This window comes from Mycobacterium sp. ITM-2016-00317 (assembly GCF_002968295.1).
In the GTDB taxonomy this organism is placed as follows: domain Bacteria; phylum Actinomycetota; class Actinomycetes; order Mycobacteriales; family Mycobacteriaceae; genus Mycobacterium.
In genome coordinates this window covers 4,105,019-4,121,928 of sequence record NZ_CP134399.1, presented here as the reverse complement: position 1 = coordinate 4,121,928, position 16,910 = coordinate 4,105,019, and the positions used below count along the sequence as shown (strand labels likewise).

15 protein-coding genes and 1 pseudogene are annotated in these 16,910 nt (G+C 68.9%); 9 read left to right on the top strand and 7 right to left on the bottom strand.

Annotation, left to right across the window (positions count from 1 at the left end):
• Positions 1–8 precede the first annotated feature (8 nt).
• Together C6A87_RS19610 and C6A87_RS19605 are read right to left on the bottom strand one after the other, a co-directional pair.
• Positions 9–1,517 (bottom strand): fatty acid--CoA ligase family protein, encoded by a 1,509-nt coding sequence (locus tag C6A87_RS19610; protein ID WP_311113798.1) that lies wholly within the window; start codon positions 1,515–1,517, stop codon positions 9–11.
• Positions 1,514–2,374: an NAD(P)-dependent oxidoreductase gene (locus C6A87_RS19605; protein WP_311113797.1), complete on the bottom strand. Its 861-nt coding sequence runs from the start codon at positions 2,372–2,374 to the stop codon at positions 1,514–1,516. The genes C6A87_RS19610 and C6A87_RS19605 overlap by 4 nt, the downstream gene beginning before the upstream one ends.
• Before the next feature lie 172 nt (positions 2,375–2,546).
• Between C6A87_RS19605 and C6A87_RS19600 the strand changes: the two genes are divergently transcribed.
• The 4 genes and pseudogenes from C6A87_RS19600 (at position 2,547) to C6A87_RS19585 (ending at position 6,693) form a co-directional block, all read left to right on the top strand.
• Complete coding sequence (locus C6A87_RS19600) at positions 2,547–4,136, top strand: methylmalonyl-CoA mutase family protein (RefSeq protein ID WP_311113796.1); 1,590 nt, start codon at positions 2,547–2,549, stop codon at positions 4,134–4,136.
• Positions 4,136–4,534, top strand: coding sequence for a cobalamin B12-binding domain-containing protein (locus C6A87_RS19595; protein ID WP_311113795.1), 399 nt, complete (start codon positions 4,136–4,138; stop codon positions 4,532–4,534). Before C6A87_RS19600 ends, C6A87_RS19595 begins: the two co-directional genes overlap by 1 nt.
• Before the next feature lie 85 nt (positions 4,535–4,619).
• Positions 4,620–5,574, top strand: a pseudogene (locus C6A87_RS19590) (LLM class F420-dependent oxidoreductase).
• A 60-nt stretch (positions 5,575–5,634) separates the two neighbouring features.
• Positions 5,635–6,693 (top strand): CoA transferase, encoded by a 1,059-nt coding sequence (locus C6A87_RS19585; protein WP_311113794.1) that lies wholly within the window; start codon positions 5,635–5,637, stop codon positions 6,691–6,693.
• Here C6A87_RS19585 and C6A87_RS19580 read toward each other — a convergent pair.
• Positions 6,681–7,001, bottom strand: a complete 321-nt coding sequence (locus C6A87_RS19580; protein WP_396836905.1) for a 2Fe-2S iron-sulfur cluster-binding protein — start codon at positions 6,999–7,001, stop codon at positions 6,681–6,683. The genes C6A87_RS19585 and C6A87_RS19580 overlap by 13 nt on opposite strands.
• Positions 7,002–7,110: 109 nt before the next feature.
• Between C6A87_RS19580 and C6A87_RS19575 the strand changes: the two genes are divergently transcribed.
• The 4 genes from C6A87_RS19575 to C6A87_RS19560 are packed head-to-tail and all read left to right on the top strand — an operon-like array spanning position 7,111 to position 11,213.
• The gene (locus C6A87_RS19575) at positions 7,111–8,526 is read left to right on the top strand and encodes an AMP-binding protein (protein WP_311113792.1); all 1,416 of its coding nucleotides are present in this window, start codon (positions 7,111–7,113) and stop codon (positions 8,524–8,526) included.
• Positions 8,527–8,554: 28 nt separating this feature from the next.
• Complete coding sequence (locus C6A87_RS19570) at positions 8,555–9,370, top strand: acyl-CoA dehydrogenase family protein (protein ID WP_311113791.1); 816 nt, start codon at positions 8,555–8,557, stop codon at positions 9,368–9,370.
• Positions 9,357–10,439, top strand: a complete 1,083-nt coding sequence (locus C6A87_RS19565) for an acyl-CoA dehydrogenase family protein (protein ID WP_311113790.1) — start codon at positions 9,357–9,359, stop codon at positions 10,437–10,439. Before C6A87_RS19570 ends, C6A87_RS19565 begins: the two co-directional genes overlap by 14 nt.
• 9 nt (positions 10,440–10,448) lie before the next feature.
• Complete coding sequence (locus C6A87_RS19560; protein WP_311113789.1) at positions 10,449–11,213, top strand: enoyl-CoA hydratase/isomerase family protein; 765 nt, start codon at positions 10,449–10,451, stop codon at positions 11,211–11,213.
• Between the two features lie 44 nt (positions 11,214–11,257).
• On the opposite strand, the gene C6A87_RS19555 is transcribed toward C6A87_RS19560, so the two are convergent.
• The 3 genes from C6A87_RS19555 to C6A87_RS19545 form a co-directional block, all read right to left on the bottom strand.
• Positions 11,258–12,322, bottom strand: a complete 1,065-nt coding sequence (locus C6A87_RS19555) for an IS110 family transposase (protein ID WP_311113788.1) — start codon at positions 12,320–12,322, stop codon at positions 11,258–11,260.
• 464 nt (positions 12,323–12,786) lie between these two features.
• Complete coding sequence (locus tag C6A87_RS19550) at positions 12,787–13,527, bottom strand: SDR family NAD(P)-dependent oxidoreductase (protein ID WP_311113787.1); 741 nt, start codon at positions 13,525–13,527, stop codon at positions 12,787–12,789.
• Positions 13,524–14,288, bottom strand: a complete 765-nt coding sequence (locus tag C6A87_RS19545; protein WP_311113786.1) for an SDR family NAD(P)-dependent oxidoreductase — start codon at positions 14,286–14,288, stop codon at positions 13,524–13,526. The genes C6A87_RS19550 and C6A87_RS19545 overlap by 4 nt, the downstream gene beginning before the upstream one ends.
• A gap of 60 nt (positions 14,289–14,348) precedes the next feature.
• Between C6A87_RS19545 and meaB the strand changes: the two genes are divergently transcribed.
• Positions 14,349–15,269, top strand: a complete 921-nt coding sequence (meaB, locus tag C6A87_RS19540; protein ID WP_311113785.1) for a methylmalonyl Co-A mutase-associated GTPase MeaB — start codon at positions 14,349–14,351, stop codon at positions 15,267–15,269.
• A gap of 15 nt (positions 15,270–15,284) precedes the next feature.
• Here meaB and C6A87_RS19535 read toward each other — a convergent pair whose 3' ends face one another.
• A complete protein-coding gene (locus tag C6A87_RS19535) occupies positions 15,285–16,910 on the bottom strand; it encodes an FAD-dependent oxidoreductase (protein ID WP_311113784.1) in 1,626 nt (541 codons plus the stop codon).

Genomic DNA, 16,910 nt, shown 5'->3' with positions numbered 1-16,910 from the left:
GGGACTCCTTATGTCGTGGCCGGCTGTGCCGGCGATGGGTGGTTGAGTTCGTCGACCAGTTCACGGCGCAGCACCTTGCCGGTCGCGTTGGTGGGCAGTTCGTCGCGGAAGACCACCCGGTCGGGGGTGCGGGATCCGCGCAACTGGGCACGGACGTGGCTGCGCAACTGTTCGGCGTCGGGTTGCTCTCCGGGCTGGGCGACCACCACCGCGACGATGATCTGCCCCCACTCGGGGTCGTCGGCGCCGACCACGGCACAGTCTCGGACGTGCGGGTGTTCGACGAGCACGTCTTCGATCTCGGCGGGCGCGATGTTCTCCCCGCCGCGGATGATCGTGTCGTCGGACCGGCCGCCGATGAACAGGTACCCGTCCTCGTCCACGGACGCGACGTCTCTGGTCGGGAACCAGCCCTGCTCGTCGAGTACCGAGCCGATGTCGGTGTACTTGCCCGACACCTGCTCGCCGCGGACGAACAGTTCGCCGGTCTCGCCGGGTCCCAGCACGGTGCCGTCCTCGGCGCGGATCTGCACCTCGATGCCCGGCACCGGCTGACCGACCGACCCCAGCCGGCGGGTGATGCCCTCGTCGGTGCCGGCCAGCGCGGCGCGGTGGTCGTCGGGGGTCAGCACCGCGATGGTCGAGCTGGTCTCGGTCAGGCCGTAGGCGTTGACGAATCCGACCTCGGGTAGCAGCGACAGCGCCTTGCGCACCAGCGGCAGCGGCACTTTCGACCCGCCGTAGGCCAGGGTGCGCAGGGTCGGCAGCGTGACACCTTGCGCTTCCAGCACCGCGACGATGCGGTCGAGCATCGTCGGCACCACCGTCGCGGACGTGACACCTTCCTCGGCGACCAGGCGCACCCACCGCTCGGCGTCGAAGTGCGTCAGGTACACCATCTTCCGGCCCGCATACAGATTCGACAGCGCGGCGCTGACACCGGCGATGTGGTACGGCGGCACGCAGATCAGTGCGGCGTCGTCGGGTTCGGCGGCGGCGAATTCCACCGTGCCCATGATGTAGCTCGTCAGGTTGGTGTGGGTGAGCTCGACCGCCTTCGGCTTGGACGTGGTCCCCGAGGTGAACAGCACGACGCCGACCGCGTCGGGGTCGGCGAACTCAGCCGCGGGCTCGGCCGTGCGGGCCGAGGCGAGGAACTCCGCAGAGCTCACCGTCCGATAGCCGTCGCCGACGGCGTTGCGGTACTCGTCGTCGACCACCACCAGGGGGTCGGGCAGGCGGTCGAGCAGTGCCCGCAGCCCGTCGGCCGACAACCGGTAGTTCAGCGGCGTCACCGGGATGGCCGCGCGGGCGGAGGCGAACAGCAGCAGCGGCAGCAGCGCCCCGCCGGTGCCGACGTAGGCCACGTGGCCGGCGCCGGAGGCCGCGATGACGCCGGCGCCGCCGTCGGCCAGCGAGCTCAATTCGGCTGTGGTGAGCCGCAGATCGCCGGCGACCAGCGCGGTCCGGTCGGGGGCGGCGTCGGCTGCCATCTCCAGCAGCAGCGAGATGCTCATGAGATGCGCTCGTCGACGAAGATGTCGAGGATGGGGTCGTCCCCGCCGCCGTAGCGGGACAGGTCGGTGACCCCGGCCTCGGTCAGCACCGAGGAGTCGATGTAGCACTGCCCGTTGACCTCCGCCGGTGGCCGCGACAGGATCTGCACGGCGGCGTCGGCCATGATGTCGGGGGTACGCGAGGATTTCACGAGGTCCTCTCCGTCGGCGAGGTTGGACACCGCTGAGGTCGCGATGTAGGTCTCCGGCCACAGGCAGCTGAAACCGATTCCGGCTTCACCGTATTCGCTCGCCCAGCCCAGCGACAGCAGGGTCATGCCGTACTTGGAAAGCGTGTAGGACGGGTGGGCGCCCAGCCAGTGCGGGTTCATGTTCATCGGCGGCGCAAGGGTCAGCACGTGCGCTCCGGTGCGGGACTGTCGCAGGTGGGGCAGTGCCGCCTTGGTCAGCAGGAACGTGCCGCGGACGTTGATGTCCATCATCAGGTCGAACTTCTTGGCCGACAGCGCCTCGGTCGGTTCGGTGGCGATGGCGCTGGCGTTGTTGACGACGATGTCGACCCCGCCGAAGTGTTCGACCGCGGTCTCGATGGCCCGTGCCACGTCCTCCTCCTTGCGGACGTCGCCGACCACGGCCACACCCTTGCCGCCGGCGGCCTCCACCTCGGCCACCGCGGTGTGCACGGTGCCCGGTAGCCGGGGGTGCGGTTCTGCGGTCTTGGCCAGCAACACCACGTTGGCGCCGCGACTGGCGGCGCCGAGCGCGATGGCCAGCCCGATGCCGCGGCTGCCGCCCGAGACCACGACGGTGCGGTCGGCGAACGATGCGTCGCCGGTGGCGTGGGACGTTCCAGACAAAAGGGCCTCCTCGTCGGCGCCAGATAGTGGCATTCTCATTTTAGGCGAATCCCATAATCGCTGTGTTCCGGGGTTTCGGGGTGGTGTTTGCGACCTTTGCACATACTGCTGCGTGCGGCTTTCCGGCAGGCGGTATTGGCATTCTCATTTTTTGCAAGTACGTTATCCAGCGATGAGCGAGCAAGTCGACCCCAGGGTTGAGACCCCCTCTGGCATCCCGCTGGACCCCGTCTACGGGCCCGGTGACAGCGCGGCCGATCCGCCGCCGCCGGGGCAGTACCCGTTCACCCGCGGAAACTTCGCGTCCGGGTACCGCGGCAAGACGTGGACCTTCCGGCAGTACTCGGGTTTCGGCACGGCCGAAGAGTCCAATCGCCGCTATCGCTATCTGCTGGACCAGGGCGGTACCGGGCTGTCGGTCGCGCTGGATCTGCCGACGCAGTGCGGCTACGACTCCGACGACCAGGAGTACGGCGAGGAGGTCGGACGCGTCGGCGTGGCCGTCGACACTCTCGCCGACGCCGAGATCCTGTTCGACGGCATCCCGCTGGACAAGATCAGCACCAGCTTCACGATCAACGGCACCGCGGCGATCCTGCTGGCGTTCTATGTCGCGGCGGCGGAGAAGAAGGGCGTGCCGCGCGAGAAGCTCACCGGCACGATCCAGAACGACATCCTCAAGGAGTACGCGTCGCGGGGCACCTGGATCTGGCCTCCGGAACCGTCGCTGCGGCTGATCGCCGACACCATCGAGTTCTGCGCGGCCGAGGTGCCGAGGTTCAACGCGATCTCGGTGGCCGGTGCGCACTTCCGCGACGCCGGCGCCAACGCGGTGCAGGAGATGGCGTTCACGCTCGCCGACGGCGTCACCTACTGCGACACCGTCGTCGAGCGCGGCCGGATGACCATCGACAAGTTCGCCCCGCAGATCTCGTTCTTCTTCTACACCCACGGCGACTTCTTCGAGGAGATCGCCAAGTACCGGGCCGGCCGCAGGCGCTGGGCGACGATCGTGCGGGAGCGCTACGGCGCGAGCACCGACAAGGCCTCGATGTTCCGTTTCGGGTGCGTGGCAGGCGGTGCGTCGCTGTACGCGCCGCAGGCGCAGAACAACCTGGTCCGGGTCGCCTACGAGGCGATGGCCGCGGTGCTCGGCGGGGTGCAGTCGATGTTCACCGCCGCGTGGGACGAGCCCTTCGCGCTGCCCAGCGAGGAATCGGCGACCCTGGCGCTGCGCACCCAGCAGATCCTGGCGTACGAGACCGGCGTGACGAAGGTGGCCGACCCGCTCGGCGGCTCGTACTTCGTCGAGGCCCTCACCGATGCCACCGAGGAGAAGATCGTCGAGATTATGCACGACCTCGAGAGCCACGGCGGCATGGTCCGCTGCATCGAGGACGGCTATCTGCAGGGGCTGATCGCCGACGAGGCGTTCAAGATCCACCAGGAGGTGGAATCGGGTGAGCGGCCCGTGGTCGGGGTGAACAGATTTGTCGTCGACGAGCCGCCGCCGGACCTGGCCACTTACGAGTTGGACGCCGAGGGCCGCGACACCCAGCTCCGGCGGCTCGCGAAGGTCAAGGCCGACCGTGACGACGTCGCGGTCAAGGAGTCGCTCACGGCGCTGGCCCGGGCGGCCGAGGGTGACGACAACCTGATGCACAAGCTGATCGACTGCGCGAACGCGTATTGCACGGTGGGAGAGATGGTGTCGACGTTGAAGTCGGTGTGGGGCGAGTTCCAGCAGCCGGTGGTGTTCTGATGTCCACTCGTGTGCTGGTGGCCAAGCCGGGTCTGGACGGCCACGACAGAGGGGCCAAGATCGTCGCGCGCACGCTGCGCGATGCCGGCTTCGAGGTGATCTACACCGGCATCCGGCAGCGCATCGAGGACATCGTGTCCATCGCGCTGCAGGAAGACGTTGCGCTGGTGGGCCTTTCGATCCTGTCCGGCGCCCATGTCGCGCTGACCGCCAGGACCGTCGACGCGCTGCGTGCGGCCGACGCCGGTGACATCGCGGTGGTCGTCGGCGGCACCATCCCGCAGGGCGACGTGCAGAAGCTGCTGGACGCCGGCGCAGCCGCGGTGTTCCCGACCGGCACTTCGCTGGAGGATCTGGTGCGCGACGTGCGGGCGCTGACGGAGAAGGTGCAGCAGTGAAGCTCGGCGAGTCGAGAGTGCGCACAGAGCGCCTTTTCGGTTGGTTTCTCGATCTCAGCGCACTCTCGCGGCAGGAGGCACAGCGATGAAGCTCGGAGTGATGATCGGGGCCGAGCGCGGCGACATGGCGCGCAAGGTCGGCAAACTGGTGTCCGACATCGAATGGGCGGAGTCGGCAGGCCTGGACACCGCGTGGATGCCGCAGGTGCCGAATGATTTCGACTGCCTCACCATGGTGGCGCTGATGGCGGCGCACACCTCCCGCATCGAGCTCGGCACCGCCGTGGTGCCGCTGCAGGCACAGCATCCCGTGGCCCTTGCCCGCCAGGCGCTTTCGGTGCACGCGATGGCGGCCAGGCCGGGCCCTCGGCGTCGGGCCGTCGCATCACTGGATCGTGCGCGACATGCTGGGCCTGCCGTACGACAAACCGGCCGCCTACACCCGCGACTACCTCGAGGTGCTCAACGCCGCGCTGGCCGGACCCGGTGACGTCGACGTGGAGAACGACACGTTCACCGTGCACAATCCGACCGTCCTCGGCGCCGAGCAGCCGCTTCCCGTGCTGGTCGCCGCGCTGGGTCCGGTCATGCTGCAGATCGCCGGGGAACGGGCCGACGGTACTGTGCTGTGGATGGCTGACGAGAAGGCGATCGGCGAGCACATCGCGCCGAAGATCAACAAGGCTGCCGCGGAGGCGGGCCGCCCCGCGCCGCGCATCGTGGCCGGCATCCCGGTGTGCCTGTGCGCGAACTCCGAGATCGACGCGGCCAAGGAGCGGGCCAACCGGATCCTGGCCGAGGCGGAGACGTCGCCGAACTACCAGAAGCTGCTCGACCGCGGCGACGCCCGCAACGTGGGCGATCTCTGCGCGGCCGGTGACATGGACGAGATTCTGCGGCGATTCCAAAGATTCGCCGATGCCGGTGTCACCGACCTTTCGGTGCGGCTGCTGCCTATCGGGGAGACCCGGGACGAGCTGGTGGCGTCGAAGTACCGGACGCGTGAGGTGATCGGCGAGCTCGCCAAGGCTGTGCGATGAGCGCTTGCGCGAAGAGCCGAGGAGCCCGATGAGCGCTTGCGCGAAGAGCCGAGGAAACCGGTGAGCACTGCCGGTCCGCTGGCCGGGATCCGCATCATCGAGGTCGGCGTCATGCTGGCCGGGCCCTACGCGACGATGATGCTCGCGGATCTGGGCGCTGAGGTGATCAAGATCGAGCCGCCCGGCGGCGAGATCTCCCGGCAGGTCAGCGACAGCTATTTCGCGAGCCTGAACCGCAACAAGCAGAGCATGATGCTGGATCTGCGCTCTGAGCAGGGGCGCCGCCGACTCGGCGAGCTGGTGGCCGATTCGCATGCGCTGCTGGTCAACATGAAGCCGTCGGCGATCCGTCGCCTGGGCCTGACCTATGAGTCGCTCAAGCAGTTCAACGAGCGCATCGTCTGTGTGGCGATGACGGGGTTCGGGCTGGACGGGGGAGACGATCCGGCCTTCGACTACGTGATCCAGGCCGCGACCGGGGTGGCCGCGATGACCGGAGACCCCGACGGCCCGCCGACGCTGCCCGGTTACTCGTCGGCGGACAATTCCACCGGCCTGACCGCTGCGCTGGGTCTGCTCGCGCAGATCGTGTCGGGCCGGGGCGGGCAGATCGACGTGTCACTGCAGGATGTCATGCTCTCGCAGCTGAACTACCGGGCCGCGGCGTTCCTCAACGACGGCGTGGTGCCGCAGCGCCTGCCCAATGGCGCCCACTCGTATTACGTTCCGGCGCAGCTGTTTCCGACGGCCGACGGCTATCTCGCGCTGTTCATCACGCACGACGGGTTCTGGGCGGCGTTCGCCGCCGAGGCCGGGATCGACGGGTTCGCCACGATGGCCGAACGCGCCGCGCGCCGTGACGAGGTGCTGGAGCTGGTGGGGGCGGCGTTGCGGGGCGACTCCGCGCTGAACTGGCAGCGCCGGCTGCAGCCGCTGGGTATTCCGGTGGCTGCGGTGCGCACACTGCCGGAGGCGTTGGCTGCGACGCCGCAGGCGCTGGTCACCGCGGGGGAGTTCCGTCTGGTCGGCAGTCCGATCCACATCGCCGGGTACGAGCCGGAGTACCGGCCCGCTCCGCGGCTGGACGAGCATCACAGGGTGGCGACTCAGTCGTCGTAGTTGACCGTCACCGCGGGGGTGTCGGGAACCGCCTGGCACGTCAGCACGTAGCCCTCGGCGACCTCGTCCTCGGTGAGCGCGTCGTTGACGCGCATGGTGGCGTGACCCTCGGTGACCAGTGCCATACACGTTCCGCAGTTGCCGGCCTCGCAGGAGAACGGCGGCGCCAGGCCTGCGCGGCGGGCGCTCTCCAGCAGCGTTTCGTTGGGTCGTTGCGGCACCGAGGCGGTACTGCCGTCCAGTTTCACGGTGACGGTGGCGGTGGCTGTCACTGCGGACCCGGTGCCCGGTGTCTGCGGGTCGGTCATTGAACCCTCTTTCGACATTGTCATTCTGATAATAGGAGAATACTATTCTCATCGAAAAGCGGATGCCTTCTCGTACCCATCATCCCTGACCGGAAGGGGCGCGCGCGACGTGAGTGAGCCCTGGGCGCTCGCCTTCGAGGACCGGCAGTACACCCGTGCCGACCTCGACGCACTCGCCGCCGGGATGGCCACCGAGTTGCAGCGGCGCGGCGTGACCCCGGGATCGCGGGTCGCGCTGATGTCGTCGAACCGTCCCGAGTTCGTGGTGGCGTTGCGCGCGATCTGGCGCCTCGGCGCGGCGGCGGTGCTGCTCAGCCCCGCGTGGAAGCGCGCCGAGGTCGACCATGCGCTGTCGCTGACCGGACCGGTGTACGCGGTCGGCGACCACCCGGTGCTCGCCGACGCGATGCCGATGCTGTCCCTCGACGAGCCACTCGCCGCCGGTGATCGCCGGGCGGCAGAACCCGACTCCGCCGCCGACGCCGTGCTGGTCTTCAGCTCGGGTACCACCGGCATGCCCAAAGCGGTGCGTCACACGCACGCGTCGCTGGCTGTCGCGGTGCGGCACTGGCGGGCGGGTCTGGGGCTCACGTCCTCGGACCGGCTCCAGGTGATGACGCCGCCGTCGCACATTCTCGGGCTGCTCAACATCGTGATGGCTCTCGACACCGGCGCGTGGATCCGGTTGCACCGGCGCTTCGACATCGACGCGATGCTGCGCCACATCGAGTCCGACCGGATCACCGTCGAGATGGCGGTCGCGCCGATCGCGCTGGCCTTGTCCGCACACCCGGACCTGGAGAAGCACGATCTTTCGTCGCTGCGCTACATCATGTGGTGTGCCACCCCGGTGACCACCAGCGTGGCCGAGGCCGTGACAGAGCGCACCGGGGTGTCATGGATGACCGCCTACGGCGCCAGCGAGCTTCCGGTGATCTCGTGCAACGACCTGCACAACCCACGCCTGGACACCGTCGGCCGGGCGGTCGACGGGGTGAGTGTGCGGATCGTCTCCCGCGACTCCGGCGAGGCGCTGGGTCCGGGCGCGGAGGGGGAGATCCAGGTGCGGTCGGGTTCTGCGATGGCCGGTTACCTCCCCGACGACGTTTCCCACCAAGCGTTTTCGGACGACTGGTATCGCACCGGCGACGTCGGGACCCTCGACGCCGACGGCTGGCTGAGGATCACCGACCGCGCCAAGGAGATGATCAAGGTCCGCGGCTTCCAGGTGGCCCCAGCCGAGATCGAGGCTGTCCTGCACGGCCACCCCGCCGTCGACGACTGCGCGGTGTTCGGTGTCCCCACCGCCGACGGCGAGGCGATCGTGGCCGCGGTGACCACCCACGGGCCGGTGGACACCGCCGAACTGGCCGCGTTGGTCGGTGACCGGCTCGCTTCCTACAAGCGACCGAGCCGTGTGGTGGTCGTCGACGAGATCCCGCGCCTGCCTTCGGGCAAGGCGCTCAGAAGAGTGTTGCGGGAGCGTGCGATGAGCGCTGTCGTAGAGAGCGGTGGATTGCGATGAGCGCCCTCGCGAAGAGTGGAGGAAATTGATGGACGTCCGTCTGACCGGTGAGCAGCAACAGCTGCGCGATGCCGCCGCGGAGGTGGCGGGCGACCTGGGGCCGGGTTCGGTCGCCGACCTCGACGACTCGGCGCGCCTGACGCGGCTGGAGAAGGCGGTCGACGCGACCGGTTTCCGCACGCTGCGCTCCGACGGCGCGTCGGCCGTCGAGATCGCGATCGTGGCCGAGGAGTTCGGTCGGGGGCTGGTCGACGTGCCCTACCTCGGCCCGGTGCTGTCCGACGACCTGCAGGTCAGGCTCGGCCGGGCGGTGACGGTCGACGATGCCGTGCCGCCGACCGTCGACCTGACCAGAAGTCTTGCCGGCGTGGTGGAATCGCCTGCCGAACTGGCCGAGCTCACCGATGACGACGCGGGCCGCTGGTACGCGCTCGCACTGGCGGCGACCACCGCCGACATCCTCGGCGCGGCGCGCGGCACCCATGCGCTGGCCACCGAGTACGCGAAGGTGCGCGCGCAGTACGGCGCGACGATCGGGTCCTACCAGGCCGTCGCGCATCTGCTCGCCGAGAGCCTGGCGCTGATCGAGGGGTCGGTCAGCGTGGCACGGCACGCCGCGTGGGCGGTCGACGAACTGCCCGTGCGGGAAGCGATCGAGGCCGCCCGGGTGGCCAAGATCTACACCGCGCGTGCGGCGATGACGGTGTGCGAGACGTCGATCCAGGTGCACGGCGGTATCGGCAACACCTGGGAATGCCTGGCGCACGTGTACCTGCGCCGAGTGCTGGCCGCGACCGAGGCCTGGCCTGCGAAGCTGGAGGAGCTGACCATTGGACTTTCGTGATTCCCCCGACGAGGCCGCGTTTCGTGAGCGCCTGAGCGCCTGGCTGGCCGAGCAGAAGGGCAAGTTCCCGACCTCCGGCGACGCGTACTGGGCCAAGGCCGGCGAATGGCATCAGGCACTGTTCGAGGCCGGGTTCTTCGGCACCTCATGGCCGAAATCCTATGGCGGGCAAGACCTGCCGGCCGTGTTCGACGTGATCGTCGACGAGGAGATCGCCAAGGCTGGGGCGCCGGCGCGGCCCAGCCTCGGCTACCTGGTCGTCGGGCTGAGCCATCACGGCAGCGAGGAACTCCGGCAGCGGTTCCTGCCCGGCATGATCAACGGCACCGAGCGCTGGTGCCAGGGCTTCTCCGAGCCCGGGGCGGGATCGGACCTCGCAGCGCTGACGACGACAGCCGTGCGCGACGGCGACCACTACGTCATCCACGGCCACAAGATCTGGACCAGCTACTCCGACGTCGCCGACTGGTGCCTGGTGCTGGCCCGCACCGACAAGGACGTGCCGAAGCACAAGGGCATCTCGGCGTTCATCGTCAGCATGCACCAGCCCGGCATCGAGCAGCGGCCGCTGAAGATGATCAGCGGCGTGACCAAGGAGTTCGGCCAGGTGAGTTTCGACGGTGCGCGGGTGCCGGCCGAGAACATGGTCGGCGCGCCCGGCGAGGGCTGGAAGCTGGCGATGACGGTGGTCAGCCACGAACGCGAGCCGTCGACGCTCGGGTTCTCGGCGCGGTATGGGAAGACGGTGCGCCAGATGGCATCCCGCGTCGACGGGCCGCCGAACGAGGAACTGCTGTGGGCGTGGGTGCAGACCGAGATGCTGCGCCTGCACGTGCGCAGGCGGCTCTCCGAGCAGTTGGACGGCATCACCCACGGTCCGCAGGGATCGCTGGACAAGCTGTTGATGACGTGGACCGAGCAGTCTGTCGGCCACGCCGCACTCAAGACCGTCGGCACCGCCGACGAGGAACTGTTCGGCGCCTACATGTACAGCCGGGCGCAGAGCGTGATGGGCGGTACGTCGCAGATCCAGAAGAACATCATCGGTCAGCGGATTCTCGGGCTTTAGGAGCTAAAGATGTACGGAATGCCAGAAGAGATCGACGTCCGCGCCGACGGTGCGCTGCGCATCATCACGTTGAATCGGCCGGACGACCTCAACGCGGTCAACGACAACCTGCACGTCGGTCTGGCCAAGATCTGGGATGAGCTCAACGAGGACGCAGGCGCGCGCGCGGCCGTCATCACCGGTGCGGGACGGGCGTTCTCGGCCGGCGGCGACTTCAACTACCTCGACGAGCTGCGCAACGACGAAGCGCTGCGCCAGAAGACGATCAAGCACGGCCGCGACCTGGTGATCGGCATGCTGCGTTGCCGGATCCCGGTGATCGCCGCGGTGAACGGCCCGGCTGTCGGGCTGGGCTGCAGCCTGGCGGCGCTGTCCGACGTGGTCTATATCGCCGAGAACGCGTTCTTCGCCGACCCGCACGTGTCGATCGGCCTGGTGGCGGCCGACGGCGGCCCGCTGGTCTGGGGTTCGCAGATCAGCCTGCTGCAGGCCAAAGAGTTCGCGCTGACCGGTGTGCGGATCAAGGCCCAGCGTGCCGTCGAGCTGGGCCTGGCCAACCACGTGGTCGACGATCCGGTGGCCGAGGCGATCGCGTGCGCGAAGAAGATGATGGAGCTGCCGCAGCAGGCGGTCGAGGCGACCAAGCGGCTGATGAACATCCAGTTGGAGAAGTCGGTGATGGCGTCGCTGGATTACGCCAACCTCGCCGAGTACGTGTCGTTCGGCACCACCGAGTTCAACAAGATCGTCGACGGCCTGATCGCCAAGAAGTAGGACTGCACGAGGGGTCCTCTTCGCGAGCGTGCATTGCTCCTATGTCAAGCGGCGGCTGGTGTGTCGCGTTTGGGGTGGCTTTCTCGGGGGTGCTCGTCAGCGTGTAGGCGGCGGTAGACGGTGCGGGCGAGGTGGCGTTTGAGGCAGCGCAGGGCTTCCTTGGTGGCTTTGCCGTCGGCGAGACGGTTGCGGTAGTAACGCTGTCCGGCACTGTCGGTTAGTCGGATCTGTGTGATGGCGATGCGATGCAGCGCGGCGTTGAGTTGACGATTGCCTGAGCGGTTGAGCCGGACTCGGCCCGCGGTGTTTCCGGACCAGACCGGGATCGGGGCGGTCCCGGTGTGGCGGGCGTACGCGGCCTCGCTGCGGAACCGGCTGATGGTCGCGGTCTCGCCGACGATTTTGGCCGCGGTGAGCTCACCGCAGCCAGGCAGTGCCAGCAGGGATGGGGCTACCTCGCGGACGCGCTCACCGATACGGGCAGCCAACGCGTCGATGGCCTCGGTCAGGCGCATCACGTCGGCGAGCTCATCGCGGGCCAGCTCGGCCAGCACTCCCGATTGAGTGTCCAACCACGCGCTCAACACGGCGCAGGGATTGGCGCGGTGCAGCGATGCAGGCTTGGGTTCGGCAGCGGGATCGAGCTCATGAACCCGCTGCCGAAGGCGGTTGATCGTCGAAGTGCGCTGGCAGACAAGGTCTTCACGGCGATCAGTCAACAACTTCAATTCACGCGAGATCGCGTCATGGGCGGCGATCGGCAGATCGGGATGCCGCAGCACCGCCTGCGCGACCGCCAACGCATCGATCGGATCGGACTTGCCGCGGGTTCGTGCCGAGGCGCGGCTCTGCGACATGAGTTTGGGGGCGACCCGTACCACCGACTGACCGGCGGTAAGCAGATCACGTTCCAAACGCGCCGACAGATTGCGGCAGTCCTCGATACCCCACAGCAGGTCGTTGCCGAACTCTTGGCGCGCCCACGCCAACGCCTTGAGGTGCCCGCCCGTCGTGGCAGGTACGACCTTTTCAGCGAGTTTGCGCCCGACCGCATCAACGGCGACGAAGGTGTGAGTGCGCTTGTGTACATCGGTTCCAACGACCACCATGGACGGTGCCTTCTTTCATCAGAGGGATGAGGGTGAAGGTCGGGCCTGGCCGGCAGGACATATCTCAGTGGGGGCGGTGCCACGCTCCTATCAGGTCATTTGCCGGTCGGTCCTTCCCACCTAATGTCGGCACAACGCACGAACGCCACGAAGGCAGTGTCTGCAGGAGCCAGACACCAGGTGAGAAGACCCAACCACCGCACAGCGGCACCGTCCACCCTCACACTGAGTGTCTGCGGGCAAATCGCCGTGCTCTGTGCTGATTTCGCGCACGCTCGCGACTGGCATCTGGCGGCCGCATACCGCATGCCGGGCGCGAACGGTCGCCGGCTTGCGTCGGTGAAGGCCCTCGGGTCTTCGGCTGTCGGCGGCATCGAGCGTGCGCAAACTTTGGATGATCTTCGGTGTGTCGCCCGCAGACACGCACGCTCGCGCCCGAAGGGGTCCACAGTCGTACGTCAGGTCTAGCGGGTGAGTTCCTCGGAGCGCTGGATGGTGCCGGTGATGCCCGAGGCATCCTGACCCGCGAGGAGAACCGCGGCGTCGGCCATCGCCTCGGGCGGCTCGACCATCTCCGGCGGGATCTCCATACCTGCGCCGCCGGCCTGCCAGCCCTCGGTCAGCACCACCCGGGACGGGCTCAGGCAGTTCACCGCGATGTTGTCGGGCTTCAGGTCCGCGGCCAGGCCGAGATACAGCCGCTCCGCGGCAGCCTTGGACACCCAGTACGCGTTCGCGCCGTGGTCGGTCATCGCGACCCCGGTGGTGGTCACCGCGATCAGGGAGCCACCGCCGCGGGCCCGGACATGCGGGATCACCGCCTTGGTGACGAGGAAGACGCCGGTGGTGTTGACGTCGAGGCACAGTTGCCAGCGCTTCAGCGGCGTGGACTCGATCGGCCCGAGCCACAGCACCCCGGCGTTGGCGACGAGGATGTCGATGCCGCCGAACTCGGCCACCGTCGCGGCGACCGCGGCGTCGACGGATTCCTCATCGGTGACATCGCACACCACGGGCAGTGCGCGCCCGCCGAGGGCGGAGATACGTTGCGCGACAGAGCCGATGGTGCCGGGCAGCTTCCCCTCCTGTTCGGAGCGGGCGGCCACGGCCACCGACGCTCCGGCGCGGGCCAGTGCGGTCGCCACCGTGGCGCCGATGCCGCGGCTGGCACCGGCGACGAAGGCGACCTTGCCCTGGAGCGTCACTTGGGCGGGAACCGCAGGGCCCCGTCCAGGCGGATGACCTCGCCGTTGAGGTAGTCGTTCTCGATGATGCTCTGGGCCAGCTGCGCGTACTCGGTGGATCGGCCCATGCGCTTGGGGAACGGCACCTGCGGACCCCAGTACTGCTCAAGCTGATCGGCTGCCTTGCCGTAAGCCGGGGTGTTGATCGTTCCGGGGGCGATCGTGACCACGCGAATTCCCAACGGCGACAGGTCCCGTGCGGCGACCAGCGTCATGCCGATCACGCCGCCCTTGGCCGCCGAGTAGGGGAGCTGGCCGATCTGGCCCTCGTAGCCGGCCACCGACGCGGTGTTGACGATGACGCCGCGGCCGCCCTCCTCGAGCGGATCGGTCTTGGCGATCGCCGCCGCCGACAGGCGCATGATGTTGAACACCGCGGTCAGGTAGAACTTGATGGTGGTCTCGAAGGCCTCCATCCCCAGCGGGGAGCCATCCTTGCCGACCAGCCGGCCGCCGCCGGCGGGGCCGCCGTGGGTATCCACCGAGATGCGCAGGGGGCCAAGTGCTTCCGCTTCGGCGATAGCGGCGAGCACCGACTCCTCCGAGGTGGCGTCGGTGCGGACGTAACGCACACCGAGCTCGGATTCCAGGTGCTTGCCCTTCTCGTCGGCGAGGTCGGCGATGACGACCTTGGCGCCGGCGTCGTGCAGTCGCCGTACCGTCGCCTCGCCGAGGCCACCTGCGCCTCCGACGACCAGGGCCGAGGTTCCTGCGATGTCCATGCGTCGTCCTCCTTGAAATGCGGGCTCTCAACGAAGGAGAATAACATTCTCTTCTGCGGAATGGTCCCTCGCGGGGCAGAAGACCGCCTGCGTAAGGTGTCGTGCGTGACGATCGACGATCTCATCGCCGCCGCCCGCGCCGGCTCGGCACGCGCCACCGGCCGACTGCTCAGCTTTGTGGAGAGTCCCCGCCGCGACGAGGTGCTCGACGCGCTCGGCGACGTCGACCAGGCCCGCGTCGTCGGCATCACGGGACCGCCCGGGGCGGGCAAGTCCACCACGGCAGGCGCACTCGTCGGCGCCTACCGGGCCGACGGCAAGCGGGTCGCGGTGCTGGCCGTCGATCCGTCGTCGCCGTACAGCGGCGGTGCGCTGCTGGGTGACCGCATCCGAATGTCCGCGCACATCAACGACCCCGACGTGCTGATCCGCTCGGTGGCCGCCCGCGGGCACCTCGGCGGTCTGGCCGCGGCTGTGCCCGCAGCGATCCGGCTGGTCTCGGCGCTGCACTACGACGTCGTCATCCTCGAGACCGTCGGAGTCGGGCAGTCGGAGATCGAGATCGCCGCGGTGGCCGACCCGACCGTGGTGGTCCTGAATCCGGGGGCCGGGGACGCTGTCCAGGCCGCGAAGGCCGGGCTGCTGGAGGTCGCCGACATCGTCGCGGTGAACAAGGCCGACCGGGACGGGGCCGACCAGACGGTGCGGGACCTGCGCGCCGAGACCGAGGTGCCGATCCTGAAACTCGTTGCCGCCCAGGGTCAGGGAATCGACGAGCTGCGCGACCTGATCGAGAACCACCACCGCACCGACAATCCCGGGCGGCGCGCGGCCCGGGCCCGCGCGCAGATCCTCTCGCTCGCGCAGACGCTGCTCCGCCAGCACGAGGACCTCGACGCGCTCGCCGACGCGGTGGCCACCGGCCGCACCGACCCCTACGCCGCCGCCGCGCGACTGGTCGTGCCCCGCGCGGTCGGCTGAGCCACCCGATCCCGGTCAGGGCACCGACTGGCCGGTGGCCGCGGTGTAGCCGGCGCGATACCCGAAGACCATCGCGGGTCCGAGGGTGCCGCCCGCCCCGCCGTACGCCTTGCCGGTGGGCCCGGCCATCGCGTTGCCCGCGGCGAACAGTCCCGTGATCGCGGTGCCGGTGACGTGCAGGACGCGTCCGTCGCGGTCGGTGCGGGGCCCACCTTTGGTGCCCATCGCGCCGACGGAGACCGGGACCGCGTAGTACGGCGCGGTGTCGATCGGGCCCAGCGTCTGGCCGGCCGTGGTGGGCGCCGACGTGTCACCCCAGTAGCCGTCGTAAGCGCTTGCGCCACGGCCGAAGTCGGGATCGTGCTCATCGGCGACGTTCGCGTTCCACCCGGCCAGGGTGGCGGCCAGCCCGTCCGGGTCGATACCGGTTTTCGCGCCGAGTTCCTCGAAGTCGGCGGACTGGCAGAACCAGTCGGGGACCGGACCGTCGGGATCGACGCCGAGGAACCCGTAGTGCTTGAGGTGGATGGAGTCGAAGACGATCCACGCCGGGTCGTTGGCATAGCCGAGCTTGGGGTCGAGGAAGTGGAACGGTCCGGCCATCGAGTTGTACTCGCCGGCCTCGTTGACGAACCGTCTGCCGGCCCGGTTGACGATGATGCTGCGCGGACGGGTGCGCTCCAGTCGGACGCTGCGGCTGCGCGGGTGCCCGGCGAAGCTGTCACCCGGGATCTGCACGATCGGCACCCACCAGGCTTCCCCCATGTTGGCCAGGTCGGCGCCGTGCGCCATCGCCATCCGCAGTCCGTCGCCGGTGTTGTTGGGCGGCGAGACCGCGCCCCGCATCGGCCCGCGAAGGTAGGCCTCGACCAGCCGCGGTTCCCACTCGAAGCCGCCGGTGCCCAGGATGACGCCGCGCCGGGCGTGCACCCGGAAGTCCTGCTTCTTCTCGATGCCGCCGGTCTCGATCCGGACGCCGGTGATGCCCAGCGGATCGGCGATGAGCTCGACCGCGCGGGCGTCGGTGTGCGGTGTGACGCCGCGGTCCAGCAGGCCGCGGAGCAGTCCCGCGATCAGCGCGGTGCCCGCGACGCAGAAGTCGCCGGTCTCGCTGTCGACCGATGCGTGGATGCGTGCCCGGGTTTCGGCGTCGATGCCGACATTGCTGAAATCGGGTGGGAACGAGGTGATGCGGCCACTCCACTCGCCCAGCCGGGCCAGGTCGAAAGGCTTGGCGTTCAACGACCGTCCGCCTCCGGGCTTGCCGCCGGGCAGTTCGGGCTTGTAGTCGGGGAATCCGGCGGCGACCTCGAAGACGAGGTCGCTGTGGGACTCCACGAAGTCGAGCATCGGCGCGCCGGTCCGCACGAAGGTCTCGACGAGTTCGTCGTCCATGTACCCGAGCGACTGGGCGCGCAGGTAGGCCATCGCGTCCTCGACGGTCAGCTCGCCGTCGGCCGACCGGTCGTGCGCCGGGATCCACACGATTCCGCCGGAGACCGCGGTGGTTCCGCCGAGCGCCGCGGCTTTCTCGTAGACCTCGACGGTGGCCCCGTTGACGGCCGCGGTCAGCGCTGCGGTGAGGCCCGCGGCGCCGCTGCCCAGCACCACGACGTCGACCTCATGGTCCCACTCGGTCAT

Bases quoted from the DNA above. Each gene is read 5' to 3' on its own strand.
- C6A87_RS19595 (WP_311113795.1), top strand. From the start codon at position 4,136: ATGTCCACTCGTGTGCTGGTGGCCAAGCCGGGTCTGGACGGCCACGAC.
- C6A87_RS19610 (WP_311113798.1), bottom strand. From the start codon at position 1,517: ATGAGCATCTCGCTGCTGCTGGAGATGGCAGCCGACGCCGCCCCCGAC.
- meaB (WP_311113785.1), top strand. From the start codon at position 14,349: ATGGTCCCTCGCGGGGCAGAAGACCGCCTGCGTAAGGTGTCGTGCGTG.
- C6A87_RS19600 (WP_311113796.1), top strand. From the start codon at position 2,547: ATGAGCGAGCAAGTCGACCCCAGGGTTGAGACCCCCTCTGGCATCCCG.
- C6A87_RS19560 (WP_311113789.1), top strand. From the start codon at position 10,449: ATGTACGGAATGCCAGAAGAGATCGACGTCCGCGCCGACGGTGCGCTG.
- C6A87_RS19570 (WP_311113791.1), top strand. From the start codon at position 8,555: ATGGACGTCCGTCTGACCGGTGAGCAGCAACAGCTGCGCGATGCCGCC.
- C6A87_RS19580 (WP_396836905.1), bottom strand. From the start codon at position 7,001: ATGACCGACCCGCAGACACCGGGCACCGGGTCCGCAGTGACAGCCACC.
- C6A87_RS19555 (WP_311113788.1), bottom strand. From the start codon at position 12,322: ATGGTGGTCGTTGGAACCGATGTACACAAGCGCACTCACACCTTCGTC.
- C6A87_RS19545 (WP_311113786.1), bottom strand. From the start codon at position 14,288: ATGGACATCGCAGGAACCTCGGCCCTGGTCGTCGGAGGCGCAGGTGGC.
- C6A87_RS19535 (WP_311113784.1), bottom strand. From the start codon at position 16,910: ATGACCGAGTGGGACCATGAGGTCGACGTCGTGGTGCTGGGCAGCGGC.